General features: G+C 70.5%; 13 protein-coding genes. 7 read left to right on the plus strand and 6 right to left on the minus strand.

The annotated features are described in order from the left end of the window. Positions 1-10 precede the first annotated feature (10 nt). Genes ACFYW8_RS07880 through ACFYW8_RS07895 form a run of 4 tightly spaced genes read left to right on the plus strand, consistent with a single transcriptional unit; the run spans position 11 to position 6,089 of the window. On the plus strand, positions 11-1,273 hold the full coding sequence (locus tag ACFYW8_RS07880; RefSeq protein WP_389069009.1) for an ABC transporter substrate-binding protein: 1,263 nt from the start codon (positions 11-13) through the stop codon (positions 1,271-1,273). A gap of 20 nt (positions 1,274-1,293) precedes the next feature. After that, entirely contained in the window at positions 1,294-2,259 is a 966-nt protein-coding gene (locus ACFYW8_RS07885) for a sugar ABC transporter permease (RefSeq protein WP_365868563.1), read from the plus strand. Between the two features lie 8 nt (positions 2,260-2,267). Continuing rightward, positions 2,268-3,146 carry a carbohydrate ABC transporter permease gene (locus ACFYW8_RS07890; RefSeq protein WP_389069605.1) on the plus strand — a complete coding sequence of 293 codons (879 nt, stop codon included), beginning with the start codon at positions 2,268-2,270 and terminating at the stop codon, positions 3,144-3,146. 12 nt (positions 3,147-3,158) lie between these two features. Beyond that, a complete protein-coding gene (locus ACFYW8_RS07895) occupies positions 3,159-6,089 on the plus strand; it encodes a glycoside hydrolase family 2 TIM barrel-domain containing protein (RefSeq protein WP_389069011.1) in 2,931 nt (976 codons plus the stop codon). Between the two features lie 83 nt (positions 6,090-6,172). Here ACFYW8_RS07895 and ACFYW8_RS07900 read toward each other — a convergent pair whose 3' ends face one another. Together ACFYW8_RS07900 and ACFYW8_RS07905 are read right to left on the minus strand one after the other, a co-directional pair. Continuing rightward, on the minus strand, positions 6,173-6,784 hold the full coding sequence (locus ACFYW8_RS07900) for a hypothetical protein (protein ID WP_389069013.1): 612 nt from the start codon (positions 6,782-6,784) through the stop codon (positions 6,173-6,175). Continuing rightward, positions 6,781-8,484 (minus strand): PHP domain-containing protein, encoded by a 1,704-nt coding sequence (locus ACFYW8_RS07905; protein ID WP_389069016.1) that lies wholly within the window; start codon positions 8,482-8,484, stop codon positions 6,781-6,783. Before ACFYW8_RS07905 ends, ACFYW8_RS07900 begins: the two co-directional genes overlap by 4 nt. Positions 8,485-8,731: 247 nt before the next feature. Here ACFYW8_RS07905 and ACFYW8_RS07910 point away from each other — a divergent pair, with 247 nt between their 5' ends. Then, complete coding sequence (locus tag ACFYW8_RS07910; protein ID WP_389069019.1) at positions 8,732-9,319, plus strand: TetR/AcrR family transcriptional regulator; 588 nt, start codon at positions 8,732-8,734, stop codon at positions 9,317-9,319. Between the two features lie 10 nt (positions 9,320-9,329). Here the strand turns inward: ACFYW8_RS07910 and ACFYW8_RS07915 are convergent, their stop codons facing one another. Then, a complete protein-coding gene (locus ACFYW8_RS07915; RefSeq protein ID WP_389069023.1) occupies positions 9,330-9,800 on the minus strand; it encodes an Lrp/AsnC family transcriptional regulator in 471 nt (156 codons plus the stop codon). Positions 9,801-10,014: 214 nt separating this feature from the next. On the opposite strand from ACFYW8_RS07915, the gene ACFYW8_RS07920 reads away from it, so the two are divergent. Continuing rightward, positions 10,015-10,464 (plus strand): hypothetical protein, encoded by a 450-nt coding sequence (locus tag ACFYW8_RS07920; RefSeq protein ID WP_389069025.1) that lies wholly within the window; start codon positions 10,015-10,017, stop codon positions 10,462-10,464. 31 nt (positions 10,465-10,495) lie between these two features. Then, positions 10,496-10,993 (plus strand): hypothetical protein, encoded by a 498-nt coding sequence (locus ACFYW8_RS07925; RefSeq protein ID WP_389069027.1) that lies wholly within the window; start codon positions 10,496-10,498, stop codon positions 10,991-10,993. A gap of 90 nt (positions 10,994-11,083) precedes the next feature. Here ACFYW8_RS07925 and ACFYW8_RS07930 read toward each other — a convergent pair whose 3' ends face one another. The 3 genes from ACFYW8_RS07930 to ACFYW8_RS07940 all read right to left on the minus strand — a co-directional run bounded on the left by ACFYW8_RS07930 (position 11,084) and on the right by ACFYW8_RS07940 (position 14,973). Further along, the gene (locus ACFYW8_RS07930) at positions 11,084-11,824 is read right to left on the minus strand and encodes a rhomboid family intramembrane serine protease (RefSeq protein ID WP_389069030.1); all 741 of its coding nucleotides are present in this window, start codon (positions 11,822-11,824) and stop codon (positions 11,084-11,086) included. Between the two features lie 48 nt (positions 11,825-11,872). After that, the gene (locus ACFYW8_RS07935) at positions 11,873-13,708 is read right to left on the minus strand and encodes a DUF2264 domain-containing protein (RefSeq protein WP_389069032.1); all 1,836 of its coding nucleotides are present in this window, start codon (positions 13,706-13,708) and stop codon (positions 11,873-11,875) included. Positions 13,709-13,884: 176 nt separating this feature from the next. After that, positions 13,885-14,973, minus strand: a complete 1,089-nt coding sequence (locus ACFYW8_RS07940; RefSeq protein WP_389069035.1) for a rhamnogalacturonan acetylesterase — start codon at positions 14,971-14,973, stop codon at positions 13,885-13,887. Positions 14,974-15,111: the final 138 nt, after the last annotated feature.

Raw genomic sequence — 15,111 nt, forward strand, 5'->3', positions numbered from 1 at the left:
GGACGTCACCATGTCGGCATTGAGCAGCAACTGGGACCGTCGATCCGTACTCCGGGCCGCCGCCGGCCTCGCCGCCCTCGGGCCGCTGGCCGCGTGTGGCAGCAACAACGGGCGTTCCGGGGGCGGGAGTTCGGGCAAGGAGCTGGTCCAGTACTTCCACGCCTACGGGGAGCCGGGCACCGAGCAGGCCATCAAGAAGTACGCGAAGGCCTACGACAAGGCCCAGGTGAGCACACAGTGGATCACCGGCGCCGACTTCGAGAGCAAGCTGTTCGCCTCGCTGCTCACCAAGAGCGCGCCCGACCTCTTCGAGTTCCACCCGCAGATCCAGCTCGTCAAGAGCGGCCAGGTGGCGGATCTGAGCAGCATCATCGATCCGGTCAAGGACGACTTCAACCCGGCCGACATCGCCTCGCACACGGTCGACGGGAAGATATACGGCGTCCGGATGATCGACGACCCGCAGTTCTTCTTCTACCGGCCCTCCCTGCTGGAGAAGGCCGGGGTCAAGGTGCCGACCACTTTCGACGAACTCGTCGAAGCGGCCGCGAAGTTGACGACCGGCAAGGTCAAGGGCCTGTTCATCGGCAACGACCTGCACGCGGTCATCAACCCGCTCATCTGGTCCGCGGGCGCCGACACCCTCGACGCCAAGAACCAGATCGCTTACCACACCGAGGGGGTCAAGGAGGGTCTGAAGAAGATGCGGGGGCTCTTCACCAGCGGCCATCTGCTCCTCGACGCCCCGGCCGACTACTGGGACCCGTCGGCGATCAACCAGGGCCTGTGCGCCATCCAGTTCTGCGGGATGTGGGCGATGCCGCAGATGCAGCAGGCGCTCGGCGACGACATCGGGGTCTTCGCCTTCCCCAAGGTCACCGACTCCGGCAAGCCCTCCGTCTACAACGGCGGCTGGTCGATGTTCGTCAACGCCAAGGGCAGACACGTCGACCTGGCCAAGGAGTACGTGAAGTGGCTCTGGATCGACCAGAAGAAGTACCAGGAGGACTGGTCGCTGTCGTACGGCTTCCACATCCCGCCGCGCGCCTCGCTCGCCGCGTCCGCCACGAAGCTCAAGTCGGGCCTGCCCGCGGAGGGCGTCAAACTCTTCGGTGAGTACGGGCACTTCGACAACATCGGCTGGACCCAGTCCATGATCACCGCACTTGAGGACGTCTTCGCCAACTGCGTCCGCAAGAACGGAGACCCGGAGGCCGCGCTCGACAAGGCCGACGTGACCGTCAATCGCGAGCTCAAGAAGCTCTTCGGATAGACCGACGGACGGGCTGCGACATGTCGACCACCACCTCACGCGGTGTCTCGCGCCCCGCCGTGGCCGAGGCGACAACGCCCCGGCCACGGCGAGCACTTCGGGGCGGCGCCACCTTCAACTTCTGGCTCTTCACCGGCCCCTTCCTCATCGGCCTGCTGGTCTTCGTGTACGTGCCGATCGGCTGGAGCCTGTGGCTGAGCTTCTTCGAGGCGCGCTTCACGGTCACCCCCGACAAGTTCGTCGGCTTCGACAACTACCGGCAGATGCTGGAGAACAGCAACTTCACCGGATCCCTGGTGACGTTCACCGTCTTCGCCGCGTTCATCGTGCCGCTGACCTGGGCGCTCTCGCTCGGCCTCGCACTGCTGGTGAACCGACTGCGGTTCATGCGCGCGTTCTTCCGGTCGGTGTTCTTCCTGCCGACCGCGTGCAGCTACGTCGCCGCCTCGCTGATCTGGAAGATGTCCATCTTCAGCGGGGTCCGCTTCGGTCTGATGAACACCGTCCTCGGCTGGTTCGGGGTCGAGAACATCGCCTGGCTGGCCGACCCCGATCCACCCTGGTACTGGCTGGTCATCGTGAGTGCCCGGCTGTGGCTCCAGGCCGGCTTCTACATGATCCTCTTCCTGGCGGCCCTGCAGAACATCCCGCCGGAGCTGTACGAGGCCGCCGCGATCGACGGCGCCAGGCCGGGCTGGCAGACCTTCCGCCACATCACCCTGCCGCAGTTGCGGGCCACCTCGACGGCCGTGATCCTGCTGCTCCTCGTGGCCGCCTACCAGGCCTTCGACGAGTTCTTCAACCTGCTGTCCAAGACCACCTGGGGCCGGCCCCCGCTCGTCGAGCTGTACTACACGGCGCTGGGGCAGGCCCAGGACTACGGCGCGGGCAGCGCGGGCGCGGTCATCCTCACCCTGCTGATCTGCATGGTGACCCTGCTCCAAGGCAGGTTCATGGGATTCGGACGCGGGGAGGAAGCCGAGTGACCGCCGTCATGCCGGGCCGCAAGGCCCACGCCGCCGCGCCACAAAAGCGCCGGCGGGACCGGGGCGGAGTCCTCGGCAGCACCGGCCTGTACGTCGCCACCGGTGTCGCCGGTCTGCTGTTCCTCGTCCCCTTCTATCTGCTCGTGCGCAACGCCCTGTCGACCGACGCCGCCATCACCGGCGAGAACTGGCAGTTCTTCCCCACCGACCTCAAGTGGGGCAACATCGGCGAGCTCTTCGACGACCCCACGGTCCCCTTCGCGCGCTCCTTGTGGAACTCCGCCGTCGTCGGAGTGCTCCACACCCTCGGCACCCTGCTGGTCTGCTCGCTCGCCGGCTACGGCCTCGCGCGGATCCCGTACAGACACGCCAACAAGGTCTTCTACGGGGTGCTGGTCACCCTGATGGTCCCCTCCGCCGTGACCTTCGTGCCGAGCTTCGTGCTCGTCTCGTCGCTGGGCTGGGTGGACAGTCTTCGCGGTCTCATCATTCCGGGGCTTTTCAGCGGTTTCACGTGCTTCCTCTTCCGGCAGTACTTCTTGGGGTTCCCGAAGGAACTGGAGGAGGCGGCGCGCATGGACGGGCTCGGCTACTGGGGCGCCTACTGGCGCATCGTCGTGCCGAACTCGCTGAACTTCTTCGCCGCGATCGCGACCATCACGTTCATCAGCGGCTGGAACGCCTTCCTGTGGCCGCTGGTCATCGGCCAGGACCCGGACGCCTGGACGGTCCAGGTCGCCCTGTCCTCGTACATGACGAACCAGACCGTCAACTTCCATCTGATCTTCATGGCCACGGCCATTTCCATCCTGCCCCTGGTGTTCGTGTTCCTCTTCCTCCAGCGCTGGCTGGTCCAGGGAATCGCGCAGACCGGCATCAAGGGCTGACCTAGGAGACGCATGTCTTTCCGCACCTCTCCCGGACAACCGGCCTCTCCCACCACCACCGACTACGTCGAGGACGTCTCCCCCGGCAGCGGCGCCCTGCCGCCACGCTCCTGGTACGCGGCCTCGGACGCCAGGTCCCTGTCTCTGAACGGAAGTTGGAGCTTCAGGCTCTCGCCCACCGCCGACGCCGAGGACGACTCCTTCGCGGCCGAGGGGTACGAGCCAGGGGGCTGGGCCGAGGTCCGGGTCCCCGGCCACTGGGTGCTGCAAGGCCATGGTTCACCGATCTACACCAACCACCTCTATCCGTTCCCGGTCGACCCGCCGCGCGTGCCCACCGAGAACCCGACCGGTGACCACCTGCGCCGTTTCGACCTGCCGCCCGACTGGCCGGGGGACGGCGGTTCGGTGCTGCGCTTCGACGGGGTCGAGTCCTGCGCCCGGGTCTGGCTGAACGGCACGGACCTGGGCGAGTTCAAGGGCTCGCGGCTGGCGCACGAGTTCGCCGTGGGCCAGTTGCTGAAGCCGGGCGGCAACGTGCTCGCGGTCCGGGTGCACCAGTGGTCGGCGGGCTCCTACCTGGAGGACCAGGACCAGTGGTGGCTGCCGGGCATCTTCCGTGACGTCACCCTGCTGCACCGCCCGGCGGGCGGCGCGCTCGACTTCTTCGTGCACGCCTCCTACGACCATCGCCAGGGTCTGGGGACCCTGCGCGTCGACTCCGACGTCGACGGGCGGGTGCTCGTGCCCGCCCTGGACATCGATGTCGTGACCGGCACGCCGGTCATCGTGCCGGTGCTGCCGTGGACGGCCGAGACGCCCCGGCTGTACGACGGCGAACTGGTCACCGAGGGTGAGCGCGTCCCGCTGCGTATCGGCTTCCGTACTGTCGCCCTTGAGGACGGTCTGATCAAGGTCAACGGCACGGCGGTCCTCTTCAAGGGCGTCAACCGGCACGAATGGCACCCGGAGCGGGGCCGCGCCCTCGATCCGGAGACGATGCTCGCGGACGTGCTGCTGATGAAGCGGCACAACATCAACGCCGTGCGCACCTCGCACTACCCGCCGCACCCCGCGTTCCTCGACCTGTGCGACGAGTACGGTCTGTGGGTCATCGACGAGTGCGACCTGGAGACCCACGGTTTCACCGAACAGGGCTGGCGCGACAACCCCGTCGACGACCCGCGCTGGACACCCGCACTGCTCGACCGGGCCGCGCGCATGGTCGAACGCGACAAGAACCATCCCTCGGTCGTCCTCTGGTCCCTCGGCAACGAGGCCGGTACCGGACGGGGACTCACCGCCATGGCAGAGTGGATCCGGGGCCGCGACAGCTCACGGCTCATCCACTACGAGGGCGATCTCGACTGCCGCGACACGGACGTCTACTCACGGATGTACGCCGGCCACGCCGAGGTCGAGCGGATCGGCCGGCGTCTGGACGGCGGCGGCCTGAAGCGGCGTCAGCTGCCTTTCATCCTCTGCGAATACGGACACGCCATGGGCAACGGACCCGGCGGACTCGCGGACTACCAGCACCTCTTCAGCTCGTACGACCGCGTCCAGGGCGGCTTCGTCTGGGAGTGGATCGACCACGGCATCAAGGACGAGCGGTACGGGTTCGCGTACGGCGGGGACTTCGGCGAGGAACTGCACGACGGGAACTTCGTCTGCGACGGACTTCTCTTCCCGGACCGGACGCCGTCCCCCGGGCTCGTCGAGTACAAGAAGGTGATCGAGCCCGTCCGCATCGACGGTGGGGGCTCAGCTCTCGACTCCGAGCGGGGCCGGGAAGCGGTCGCGGCCTCGGACGGCACCGTGCGCGTCACCAACGGGTACGACTTCGCGGACCTTTCCGCGCTGGCCTTCGAGTGGTCGTACCAAGTGGACGGCGAGACCGCCGAGTCGGGCCCGCTCCCGGTGCCCGCGCTGGCACCGGGCGAATCGGCCGACGTCAAGCTGCCGACGCCGCCCGCGGACCCGAGGGGCTCCGAGACCCAGTGGACGGTCCGGGCGGTGCTGGCCGAGGAGACGGCCTGGGGGCCGCGCGGCCATGTCGTCGCCTGGACCCAACTACCCGTCACAGAGCCGGTGTTGACACGATTTTTGCCGTCCGGCGGTCCGGTGCGGGGCGAGCGCGTGATCACCCTGGGGCCGGGCACCTTCGACTCCCGCACCGGTGCGCTGCTGACCATCGGCGGGGTCGAGGTCCGCGGGCCACGCCTCGACGTATGGCGCGCCCCGACCGACAACGACAACGGCGCGCCCTGGCAGCCGGACGCCCGCTTCGGCCCGCTGTGGCGCACTCTGGGCCTGCACCGGATGCGGCACCGGCTGGACGGGGTGGAGCCGGACGACGACGCCCTGACCGTACGCACCCGGGTGGCGCCCGCGGCCCGGGAGGCCGGCCTGCGCACGGTGTACCGGTGGACCTCCGACGGCACGCGGCTGCGGCTGACCGTGTCCGTGGCACCGGAGGGCCAGTGGGAACTCCCGTTGCCGCGGCTCGGCGTCCGGCTCGGGCTCGCGGGCTCCGCCGACCGCGTGACCTGGTTCGGCGGTGGACCCGGCGAGGGATATCCGGACACCAAGTCGGCTTCCATGAAGGGCCGTTGGCACTCGACGGTGGACGCGATGCAGACGCCGTACGTGCGCCCGCAGGAGAACGGCGCCCGGCCCGACGTCCGCTGGGCCGAGATCGGCGGCCTGCGGATCGAGGGCGACCCGGACTTCTGGTTCACCGCACGCCGCTGGACGTCCGAGGAACTGGACGCCGCGGACCATCCGACCGATCTGCGCCCCGGTGACACGGTCTGGGTCAACCTCGACCACGGCCAACAGGGCATCGGGTCGCAGTCGTGCGGTCCCGGCACGCTTCCCCGGTACCAATTGCGGGCGGAGGCAGCGGAGTTCTCGTTCGTCTTCGCGGAGATCCAGGACTGACGTCCGTGTACCGAGCGTGGCCGGACGGCTCTTCCGCCGTCCGGCCACGCGGCAGCACCTGCCCTGTCGGTCGCCGGCCGGCCTCAGTGGTCGGCGCAGCAGGGCGTCGGGTCCGGCACCTCGAACGGGACGAGGGTGCCGCCCGCGGCCGGCATCGCCGCGAGGACGAGGCGACCGTCGCGCCACTCCGGACGGACGTGCTCACGGGTGACCAGCTTCGCCTCCGGATCAGCGCCTCCGGGCGAGCCGAGGACGGCGACCCGGTCCACCGCCGACACCTCCAGCAGCCGCGCGACGGTCACCGCCCCGGTGAGGGCGTCGGCCCCCGGGTAGAGGACGGCGCGGCCGCCCGTGCGCGCCGTGTGCTCCGCGGCGGCATGGGCGGCTCCGGCCGCGAGCTCGTCGGGCCCGTGCAGCTCACCGGCGAAGGCGACGCCCCGGACGACCCCGGGACCGGTGCCGGGACCGGACCCCCTCTCCGTGAGCCGCTGCCGGATCGCGCGAGCCGCACGCTCCGACGGCACGGCGAAGGACAGGGCCGTGTGCGGCCGCCGTCCGTCCCGTACGTGATGGGTGCAGCCCAACACGTCTTCCCGGAGACCGAGTTCGACCGCGAGCGCGAGCAGCAGGTGGTCGGCCTCCCGCAGGGCTCCCGTATGACCGGTGTCGACTCCGACGACGTACCACTCGCTCACGACGGCAGGACCCACACCGGGTTGGAGTAGAACCACAGGTCCGTCCACGGGTCGGCGTCGCCGAGGACGTCCACGGCCGGACCCACCGGGTCGACCGCCGCGCCCCTCAGGCCGACGGCGGAACGGTTGCCGTCGGTGCCGCGCAGACGGACGTACACGGGACGGTCGACGGCGCCGAGGTCGTAGGTGAGGCGGACCGTGCCAGCCGACTTGTTCACCTCGTAGGACTTGGCGACCCGCGCGGTGGGCGCGGTGATCGTGTCCCGGTCCGCGGCCGCGCCCGTCACATCGCCCTGGATGACGTCGACGCGCGCCAGCTTCGGTACGAAGCCCGCCCAGTTGGGGCCGCCGGCCAGTCCCACGTCGACGGTGAGGGTGACCCGGGTGCCCTTGCGCACGTGCAGCGCGCCGCCGAGGGTGGCCCAGCGTCCGCCACCCGAGACCCGGGCGTCGAGACCGCTGAGGAGCTGCCCGTGGTCGACCCACACACGCCCGGCGCGGATGCCGTCCATCACGGCGGAGTACGAGAAACCGTCGGAGCCGACGTGCGTACGGCTGTACTGGCCGGGCCAGTAGTCGCCCTGCGTGAGGTCGATCCTGCCGCCGTAGACCGGGTCGGTGTGCCGGCCGTTGGCGTCGAAGTCACTGTCCGGTCCGCCGCGTACGGCGGTGTCCGTGTAGACCTGGTGGGAGTCGGAGTTGGCGGTGATCCACCAGGGCTTGCCCTCGGCGAGGAGGCTGTCCCACAGGCCGCCGACGGTGGCGGTCATCCAGTCGAAGCCGCCCCAGGTGCGGTAGCTCTCCAGCGGGTACCCGGCGAAGGAGTTGGCGCTCGGGCTGTTGTCGTACAGACCGCGCGCGACACCCATGCCGTACGTCTTCTCGATGCCGCCGCCCTGGTGCCCCGGCGCGCCCTCGAAGCCGACCGCGATCTGGTGGGACGCGGGGGTCGCGTCGCGCCAGGCGCGGATCTCGTGCGGGGAGTCGAGTCCCTTGCGGGCGGGGTGGTTGGCGAGCATCAGGATGTCCTTGACGCGGCGCCGCTGGACCTGGTCGGAAAGGAAGTTGAGGCCCGCGATGGCGAGCGCCTCGTTGGCGGGCGTCGAGTCGGAGGCGTTCTTGACGCTGCCGTCGTAGTCGGTCTCGAACTGCTTGAGGACCGCGACCTCGTTGCGGCCCGGGTGGACGAAGACGGTGCCGTGCTCGGCGGCCGGGATGTTCCACTCCAGCCCCTGGAAGACGAGCGTGTCCTCGTGGGCGTCCCGGGCCTCCCGGATGTCCGGGTTGACCTTGTCCACGCCGATCTTGGCGTGCGTCACGCTGCCGTGGTCGGTGATGACCATCCAGTCCAGGCCGTGCGCGGCACCCTGGCGGACCTGGTCGCCGACGCGGTACTTGCCGTCGCTGCTGTACTGGGTGTGGATGTGGTGGTCGCCGGCCAGCCACAGGAAGCCGTTCTTGCGTCTGCCGCCCGTCGAGGCGTACGCGGGGGCGGCGGCCCCCTGCGCGACGACGCTGCCGGCGGCGAGGCCGGCGCCGAGCAGTCCCGCGCGACGCAGCAGTGAGCGGCGCGACTGCTGCTCGGGGGTGAGGTCCTCGTCGGGCACGGCGGTGTCGAAGGCGGCGGGCAGCGGGGCGCCCGTCTCCTCGTGGTCGTGATGGTGGTGATGCCCGTGCTCGTGTCCGTGCGTGTGCCCCATGACCGCCTCCTGAATTCCGCCCCGCCCCTGCGGGGGCGTCATGAGGAGATTCCGCGCGGCGTATGAACGGCGGGCGGCGCCCTCGTGTTCGCCGGACGACCTGGATCGGTCAACTGCCCTTACCGAAAAGCCTGTTGACGTTCCGGATGCCCGTTGCGTCAGGACTTCCGTGGAGTTGGCGGTCCTCCGGGACTAGGGTTTCGCCTGGGTTCCCTAGGAAACAGTCTGTGGCGAAAAGGTGGTCCTCATGGCTCGTGCCGGGCTCACGACCGAGCGGGTCGTGCTGGCCGCGGCCGATCTCGCGGACGAGATCGGCTTCGAGAACGTCACCGTGGCGGCGCTGGCCCGGCAGTTCGGGGTCAAGGACGCGAGCATGTACGCGCACGTGAAGAACGTACGGGAGCTGCGCGAGCGCATCGCGCTGCTCGCGTCCGGCGAGATGATCGACCGGATCGCCCTCGCCGTGGCCGGACGGGCCGGAAAGGACGCGCTCGTCGCCTTCGCCGACGCCTATCGGGCGTACGCGCTGGAGCGGCCCGGTCGCTACCGGGCCACCCACACCCAGCTCGACCCCGCCCTCGTCGCCGGGACGACGACCTACCACCGCACCGCCGAGGTCACCTACGGCATGCTCCGGGCCTACGGGCTGTCCGAGCCCGATCTGACCGACGCCGTACGCCTGCTGCGCAGCACGTTCCACGGCTACTGCAACCTCGAGGCGATCGGCGGATTCGGCGCCCCGCGCTCCGTGGAGACCTCGTGGCGGCACGCGCTGGACGCGCTGCACGTCGCCCTGGAGAACTGGCCCGGCGCCGAGGACGGGGACCGGGCCTGACCGGCGCCTCTCACTCCGTGCCGGTGGGTCCGAGGGGGCTGGTCACCGGGTTGCTCAGATGCTGGTAGATCACCGAGCTGCGGAAGGTGACGATCTCGCGTCTCTTGCTGAAGCGGTCCAGCAGGAAGGAGTGCAGCTGGTCGACGTCCGGGACGGCGACATGGACGAGGAAGTCCTCGCTGCCCGCGACCACGAAGACCGACAGGACTTCGGGGAGACCGGCGGCGTACCGCTTGAAGCCCTCGATGACCTCGCGGCTGAGCGGCCGCACCTGCACGGACAGCAGGGCCTGGACAGGGCGGTTGAGGGCGCGCAGGTCGACGGCCGCGTGATACCCGGTGATCACGCCGCGATTGCGCAGCGCCCGCACCCGTTCCAGGCAGGTCGACGGGGCGATGCCTAGCTGGCGGGCCAAGTCCCGGTTGGTCTGCCGGGCATCGCGCTGAAGGTGCTCCACGATCGCCGAATCAAGTTCATCCATGACCGCCACTCTTCCCATTCCACCGAATTGAATTCGGCAGATCGTCCGACGATCACACTCCCTGTCTACGTTCGGCCCACGATGCCGAACAGTGAGTGGGGAGCCGTACCGATGAACGTACGAACGCGACGGGGTCGGACGAGCCCCGGACCGGGCTGGGGCCGGCGCCGTCAACGCGTATCTGGCGGGCGGGGCCCGGCTGGGTTCGGCACTCGTGCGGTCCGGGTCGCTCCCCCTGCCGGCGACCTGTGGCGTCCGGGGAAGCCTGGCCCTCCTCGCCGTCGTCTGCGCGGCGGTCCTGCTGATCGCCGCGCGGGGCGTGATCGGCCTCGAGGCGCTGCTCCGGGCGACCTCGGCATGTCTGGCCGCGGTGACGCTGGCCGGGACGACGGCTGCCGTCGTGCTGCTCCCCCGGCGCAGCGCCCTGCGCCGCTGCGCGGTCGCCGGGTGCCTCCTGATGGCGGTGGTCGTGGCCTGCTGCGGGGTGTACCTGGTGGTTCCCGCGGTGCTGGGAATCGCCGCGCCGGGCGCTGAGCGCCTGCACCTGCGCGTAGTCCGGACGGCACGGCGGTCCCGGATTCTCACTGCCCTCGGCCTGCGCGCGAGGAGCAGAGAGGGAAACGAGGACGCCGCACCGATGTCAGTGCCGCCTGATCTACTTTGATCCCAGGACACGGTGAAGGACGGAGGCCGACATGGGTGTGCTGTACGACTACTTCCACGCGACCGACCACACGACGGCCGTGCGTCAGGCCATCGGCCCGGACGACGACCGGCCCGGCGGGACGTCGCTTCCGGAGACGGGCGCGGACCGGTTCGGCACGAAGGGCCTGGACCCGAACGTCGTCCTGGCTCAACTGGTCGCCTACGCCGAGGGCGTCAACTCCACCGATCAGCAGGACCAGCCGGAACTGGTCTGGCCCGACCTGCCGTACCCCAAGGGCGAGCCCACCGATCCCGACTCCCCCTGGAACGCAGGCATCATCCTCCAGCAACTCCCCGACCGCTGGCGGGACATCCTCGCCGACCTTCCCGAGGAGGCCGTACCGATGGTGGCGGCCCAGTGGTACGAGATCGAGGAGGTCGACTTCGCGGACTACCTCGCCGTCAAGGACTCGGTCGACATGTTCACAGTCCTGGCACGCCGGGCCCGGATGGCGGGCGCCCATGTCTACTGCTGCTGCTGCGTGTGAGACCGGCCGCGGGGTGCTGAGCGCCGCGGTGCGGCAACGCCGTACGGCGGCCACCACGATCCCGGGTTCCGGCCCGCGGGACCGCCCCCGCTAGAGCAGCCCCAGATCGCCCAGTTCCTTGTGCAGGTCCGCGCGCGGGTTGCCGGTGTCTGCCTGCGGGGTGCGGCGCGCGGGAGCCCGTCCGTCGCCGTCGGACCGGGAGGGCGGGAGGGGGCGTGGGCCGCGGTCCCGGAAGAGCCACGCCCCGGCCAGACCGCCGATCAGACCACCGAGGTGTCCGAGCCAGCTCACCCCCGGTGTGCCGGGTACGGCGACGGTGAGGAGGTAGGCGAAGGAGGCCGCCATGACGACACCGATCAGGGTGTCGATCAGGTGCCGGTCGAAGATCCCGCGGACCACGACATAGCCGAAGTAACCGAAGATCAGGCCGCTGGCCCCCACCGTGTCCACACCGCCGCGCTCGAAGAACCACACCGCGAGCCCGCTGGTCACCGCCACGAGCAGGCTCAGCCCGAGAAAGCGGACCACGCCTCGGTAGGCGGCGAGGAACCCGAAGACGAACAGCGGTCCGGAGTTGCTCTCGATGTGCTCCCAACTCCAGTGCAGGAAGGGAGCGCTGAGGATGTCGGGCAGTGTGCCGAAGTCTCCGGACACCACCCCGTGGTCCCGGGAGAGGGCGTAGTGGTCCGCGTAGTTGGCCAGTTGCACCAGCCAGACGATCACGAGGAACCCGAACATCACGAAGAACGCCTTCCGCGCCTCCGCGATCATCTGCTCCGCGTCGACCGGGCCACTGCCGCCCTGGCCCCGACCCTGGTCCGACCCACCCATGGCACGCTCCCCCTCCCCCGGCGGATCGCTTTCCGCCTCACCCGAACTCTAGGGAATCCCCGCGGTGCCGTCGCCGCTCAGGGTCCCGTCTCCCACGAGTCGTCGCCGCGCCGTCACCGAGGGCCCCAAGAGCCCCGCCGGCGTACCTTCCCTCCCGGCGGAACCGTCGAGGCCGTCAAACCCGTCGAGGCCGCCGGAACCGTCGAACCGGAAGCCCGCCGTCTCCTCCCGGGTCCAGGTCACCGTCAGGTCGTACGCTCCCGGCCTCCCGTCCGCGGGCGCCGTCACCCGTACGGACACCAGGTCCCTCAGCGGGAGGGGGTCGCGCTCGGCGGTCAGGCGGACCAGGGCCACGAAGAGCGAGGCGTCGTCCCCGGCGACGCCGTACCCCCCTCCCGACAGGCCGTGCACGGGCAGGAGTTCGGCGCGCGCGCCGTCGCGCGCGGCCCAGCCCGTGACCCGTACCGACGTCCCGGGGGCAGCGCCCGACACCAGGTGGGCCCGCACCTCCACAGCACCCCGCGCGACCACGAGGGAGGCGACCTCGACGCCCTCCGAGACGGTGTGCCGGGAGGCCGCCCAGCCCTCCCCGACGCCCAGCGGCTCGATCCCCGTACGGCTCGCGTCGGCACCGACGATCACACTGTTGTCGTACGACGGCGAGGGCTCCGTCACCGTCGAGTAGGCGAGCCGGGTGTAGCAGGGGTCATAGCGGACGTCCTCGCTGCCGTGGTTGTGGAGTCGGACCAGGCCGTCCGAACTCGTCGACTGCAACAGCCAGTTCGGAGGTCCGACCGGGGTGACGGCGTCGGCGCGTTCCGTCGGACCCGGTTCCTCCCTGGCCGTCCAGACCTCGTGCTCCGCGGGCAGCAGCAGACCGACGAAGGCCTTGGCGGCCCAGTACGGCGAGGCGGGGCCGGAGTAGTGCTGCAGGAACGCCTCGTCGGGGCCCCGCCAGCCGAGGGTGAGCAGGCCGCTGTCGTCGACCGCGCCCCGGTCGAGGAAGTAGCGCAGCGCGCCCGAGGCGAGACGGCGGGTCTCACCCGGGGACAGGGGCGTACGGCCGGTGAGCGCGCCGAGCCACAGCGGGGCGGCGGTCGCGAAGCGGTAGGTGAGCGAACGGCCTTGGAGCACCGGCGCGCCATCACCGCCGAACAGGCGGGCGTAGTGCGCGAGATGGGCATCCAGCCGGCCGGCGTACAGGTCGAGCAGCCGGGTGTCGTCCGCCAGCCACGCGTGCAGCACCGGGTACAGGTGCATCGCCCAGCCGTTGTAGTAGTCGAACTTGCGCCCGTGGCCGTCGGTGTACCAGCCGTCGCCGACATACCACTGCTCGATGCGCTCCAGGCCTCGGTCGATCGCGGCGCGGGACGCCTCCGGCTCGTATCCGACCTCCTGGAGGAAACCGCCGACCGTCACCGGGAACAACTCCCAGTTGCAGGGCCAGGGTTCGGCCGTCAGCGCGTCGCCGAGCCACTCGGCGGCCCGCTGCCGTACGGCGTCGTCCAGGCGGTCCCACAGCAACGGCCGGGTCAGCCGCAGCGCGAGCGCGATCGACGCGGCCTCGACGAGCGGCTGACCGCGGTCCTCGACACGGGGCCAGACGCCCGCCGCACCGGCGGCGAGTCCCCGCGCGTACCTCTCCAGGACCTTCTCGTCACGGCGGAAGCCTGCCAGCAGCAGCGTACGGGCGTAGCCCTCCAGGCCGTCGGAGAGCCTGCCGGACGTGCTCGTGTGCTCTCCGGGGAAGTGGTAGAGGGCCCCGTCCTCGGTGGCGTACGGCGCGACCGCGGCGAGCAGGGAATCGGCCGCCGCCTCCCAATGGGCGCGGGTGCAGCCGGTGTACGGGCTGAGGGTGCGGTCCTCGGGCGGGTCTGCGGGCATCACATCGGCCTCCTGTCTGGGCTGTGCCGGACGTCCTCGGCGCAGCCGGGCACCTCGTCACGCCGGAGCGTCAGGACCTCCGGGCACCTCACCGTGCCGGAGCGTCCGGACCCCCGGACGGCACGGCCGGGGTCGATACCTGGGGCGCCCCGGTTCCGGTCGGGACGCCCCAGGGGCTATCCCACCCTCACCAGAGCCCTGGGCACCAGATGCAGGGCGAGGAGTTCGTCACGGACCAGCGCCGCGTACACCGTGGCGCCGTGCACGGAGGTGTGGGTGTTGTCGCGTTTCTCGTTGTAGAGATAAATCGCCTTGGAACCTTCGACGCCGAGTGATTCGACGAGCGCCTTGGTCTTGGCCGTGAGGTCGATGAGCGGCACGCTCTCGGCGGCGGCCACCGAGCGGATGACGGCCGGATGGTCCACGCCCAGACCGTTCACCAGCAGCGCGGTGCCGTTGTTCAGGGTGCCGTCCGCGTTGAACCAGCGGCGGACGATCGGCGTGACGAGCACGGGCTCGCCGCCCCGGGCGCGGACGCCCGCGACCAGTGCCTCCAGGTTCGCCCTGTAGGTCGCCTCGTCGGTCGTCTTGTCGTTGTGGGCGAGCTGGATGAGCACCAGGTCGTGCTCGCGGATCAGCGGCTGGACGGTCGGGAAGAGCGCCGGGTCGGCGAGGTAGGTGACCGTGCTCTCCCCGGAATCGGCGTAGTTGGCGACGGAGAGGCCCTTCCTGAAGTACTGCGGCAGTTGCTGGCCCCAGCCGGAGTAGGGGTCGGCGGGCTGGTCGCAGACGGTCGAGTCGCCGACCAGGAAGATCTGCCGGGTGCGCGTGCGGCCGTCCCCCGGCCGGGCGGAGCCGAGTCCTCGGAGGGCGGCCGGGGTCACCCGGATGTCGGCCGGCGCGGGCGCCGAACCGCCGATGACGAGGTCCAGGCCCGGCGTGCCCTCGGGGCCGGTCGGCTCACCCTCGGGAGTACGGACGTTCACGGTGAAGCCGCGCGCCACGCGTCGACCGGCCTCGGTGGCGGTCTCGGGCAGCAGGGAGCGGCGGGTCTCGCCACTGATCGACGTACTGGCCGAGGTGGCACCGCCGAGCTGCACCCTGACGTCGTACGTGCCCGGCGGGACGTCGAAGTGACAGGCGGTCGCCGTGCAGTTCTCCACGCCCAGGGCGGGCCGCCCCGCGCGGGCCTGGGCCGGGGCGGCCGACAGCGCACCGGCGGCGGCCACCGCCAGCAGCGGGACGGCGATGGTGAGACGTCTCATGTGCGGCTCCTCCAACGGGACGACGGGACGGCAGAGGGAGAAAGACGAAGAGCGACAGGACCTGGCGCCAGGACGGTACCGCTCACGGGCAAGCGCTTTCTAGACTGCGGCCGAATTTCACACAACTGCCAACTTCCA

Origin of the sequence: Streptomyces sp. NPDC002742, assembly GCF_042888885.1 — a bacterium.
Classification (GTDB): domain Bacteria; phylum Actinomycetota; class Actinomycetes; order Streptomycetales; family Streptomycetaceae; genus Streptomyces.

Excerpts from the sequence above, each read along its gene's own strand:
- ACFYW8_RS07915 (WP_389069023.1), bottom strand. The coding sequence starts at position 9,800 with ATGGATGAACTTGATTCGGCGATCGTGGAGCACCTTCAGCGCGATGCC.
- ACFYW8_RS07885 (WP_365868563.1), top strand. The coding sequence starts at position 1,294 with ATGTCGACCACCACCTCACGCGGTGTCTCGCGCCCCGCCGTGGCCGAG.
- ACFYW8_RS07925 (WP_389069027.1), top strand. The coding sequence starts at position 10,496 with ATGGGTGTGCTGTACGACTACTTCCACGCGACCGACCACACGACGGCC.
- ACFYW8_RS07910 (WP_389069019.1), top strand. The coding sequence starts at position 8,732 with ATGGCTCGTGCCGGGCTCACGACCGAGCGGGTCGTGCTGGCCGCGGCC.
- ACFYW8_RS07905 (WP_389069016.1), bottom strand. The coding sequence starts at position 8,484 with ATGGGGCACACGCACGGACACGAGCACGGGCATCACCACCATCACGAC.
- ACFYW8_RS07880 (WP_389069009.1), top strand. The coding sequence starts at position 11 with ATGTCGGCATTGAGCAGCAACTGGGACCGTCGATCCGTACTCCGGGCC.
- ACFYW8_RS07930 (WP_389069030.1), bottom strand. The coding sequence starts at position 11,824 with ATGGGTGGGTCGGACCAGGGTCGGGGCCAGGGCGGCAGTGGCCCGGTC.
- ACFYW8_RS07895 (WP_389069011.1), top strand. The coding sequence starts at position 3,159 with ATGTCTTTCCGCACCTCTCCCGGACAACCGGCCTCTCCCACCACCACC.
- ACFYW8_RS07940 (WP_389069035.1), bottom strand. The coding sequence starts at position 14,973 with ATGAGACGTCTCACCATCGCCGTCCCGCTGCTGGCGGTGGCCGCCGCC.
- ACFYW8_RS07935 (WP_389069032.1), bottom strand. The coding sequence starts at position 13,708 with ATGCCCGCAGACCCGCCCGAGGACCGCACCCTCAGCCCGTACACCGGC.
- ACFYW8_RS07890 (WP_389069605.1), top strand. The coding sequence starts at position 2,268 with ATGCCGGGCCGCAAGGCCCACGCCGCCGCGCCACAAAAGCGCCGGCGG.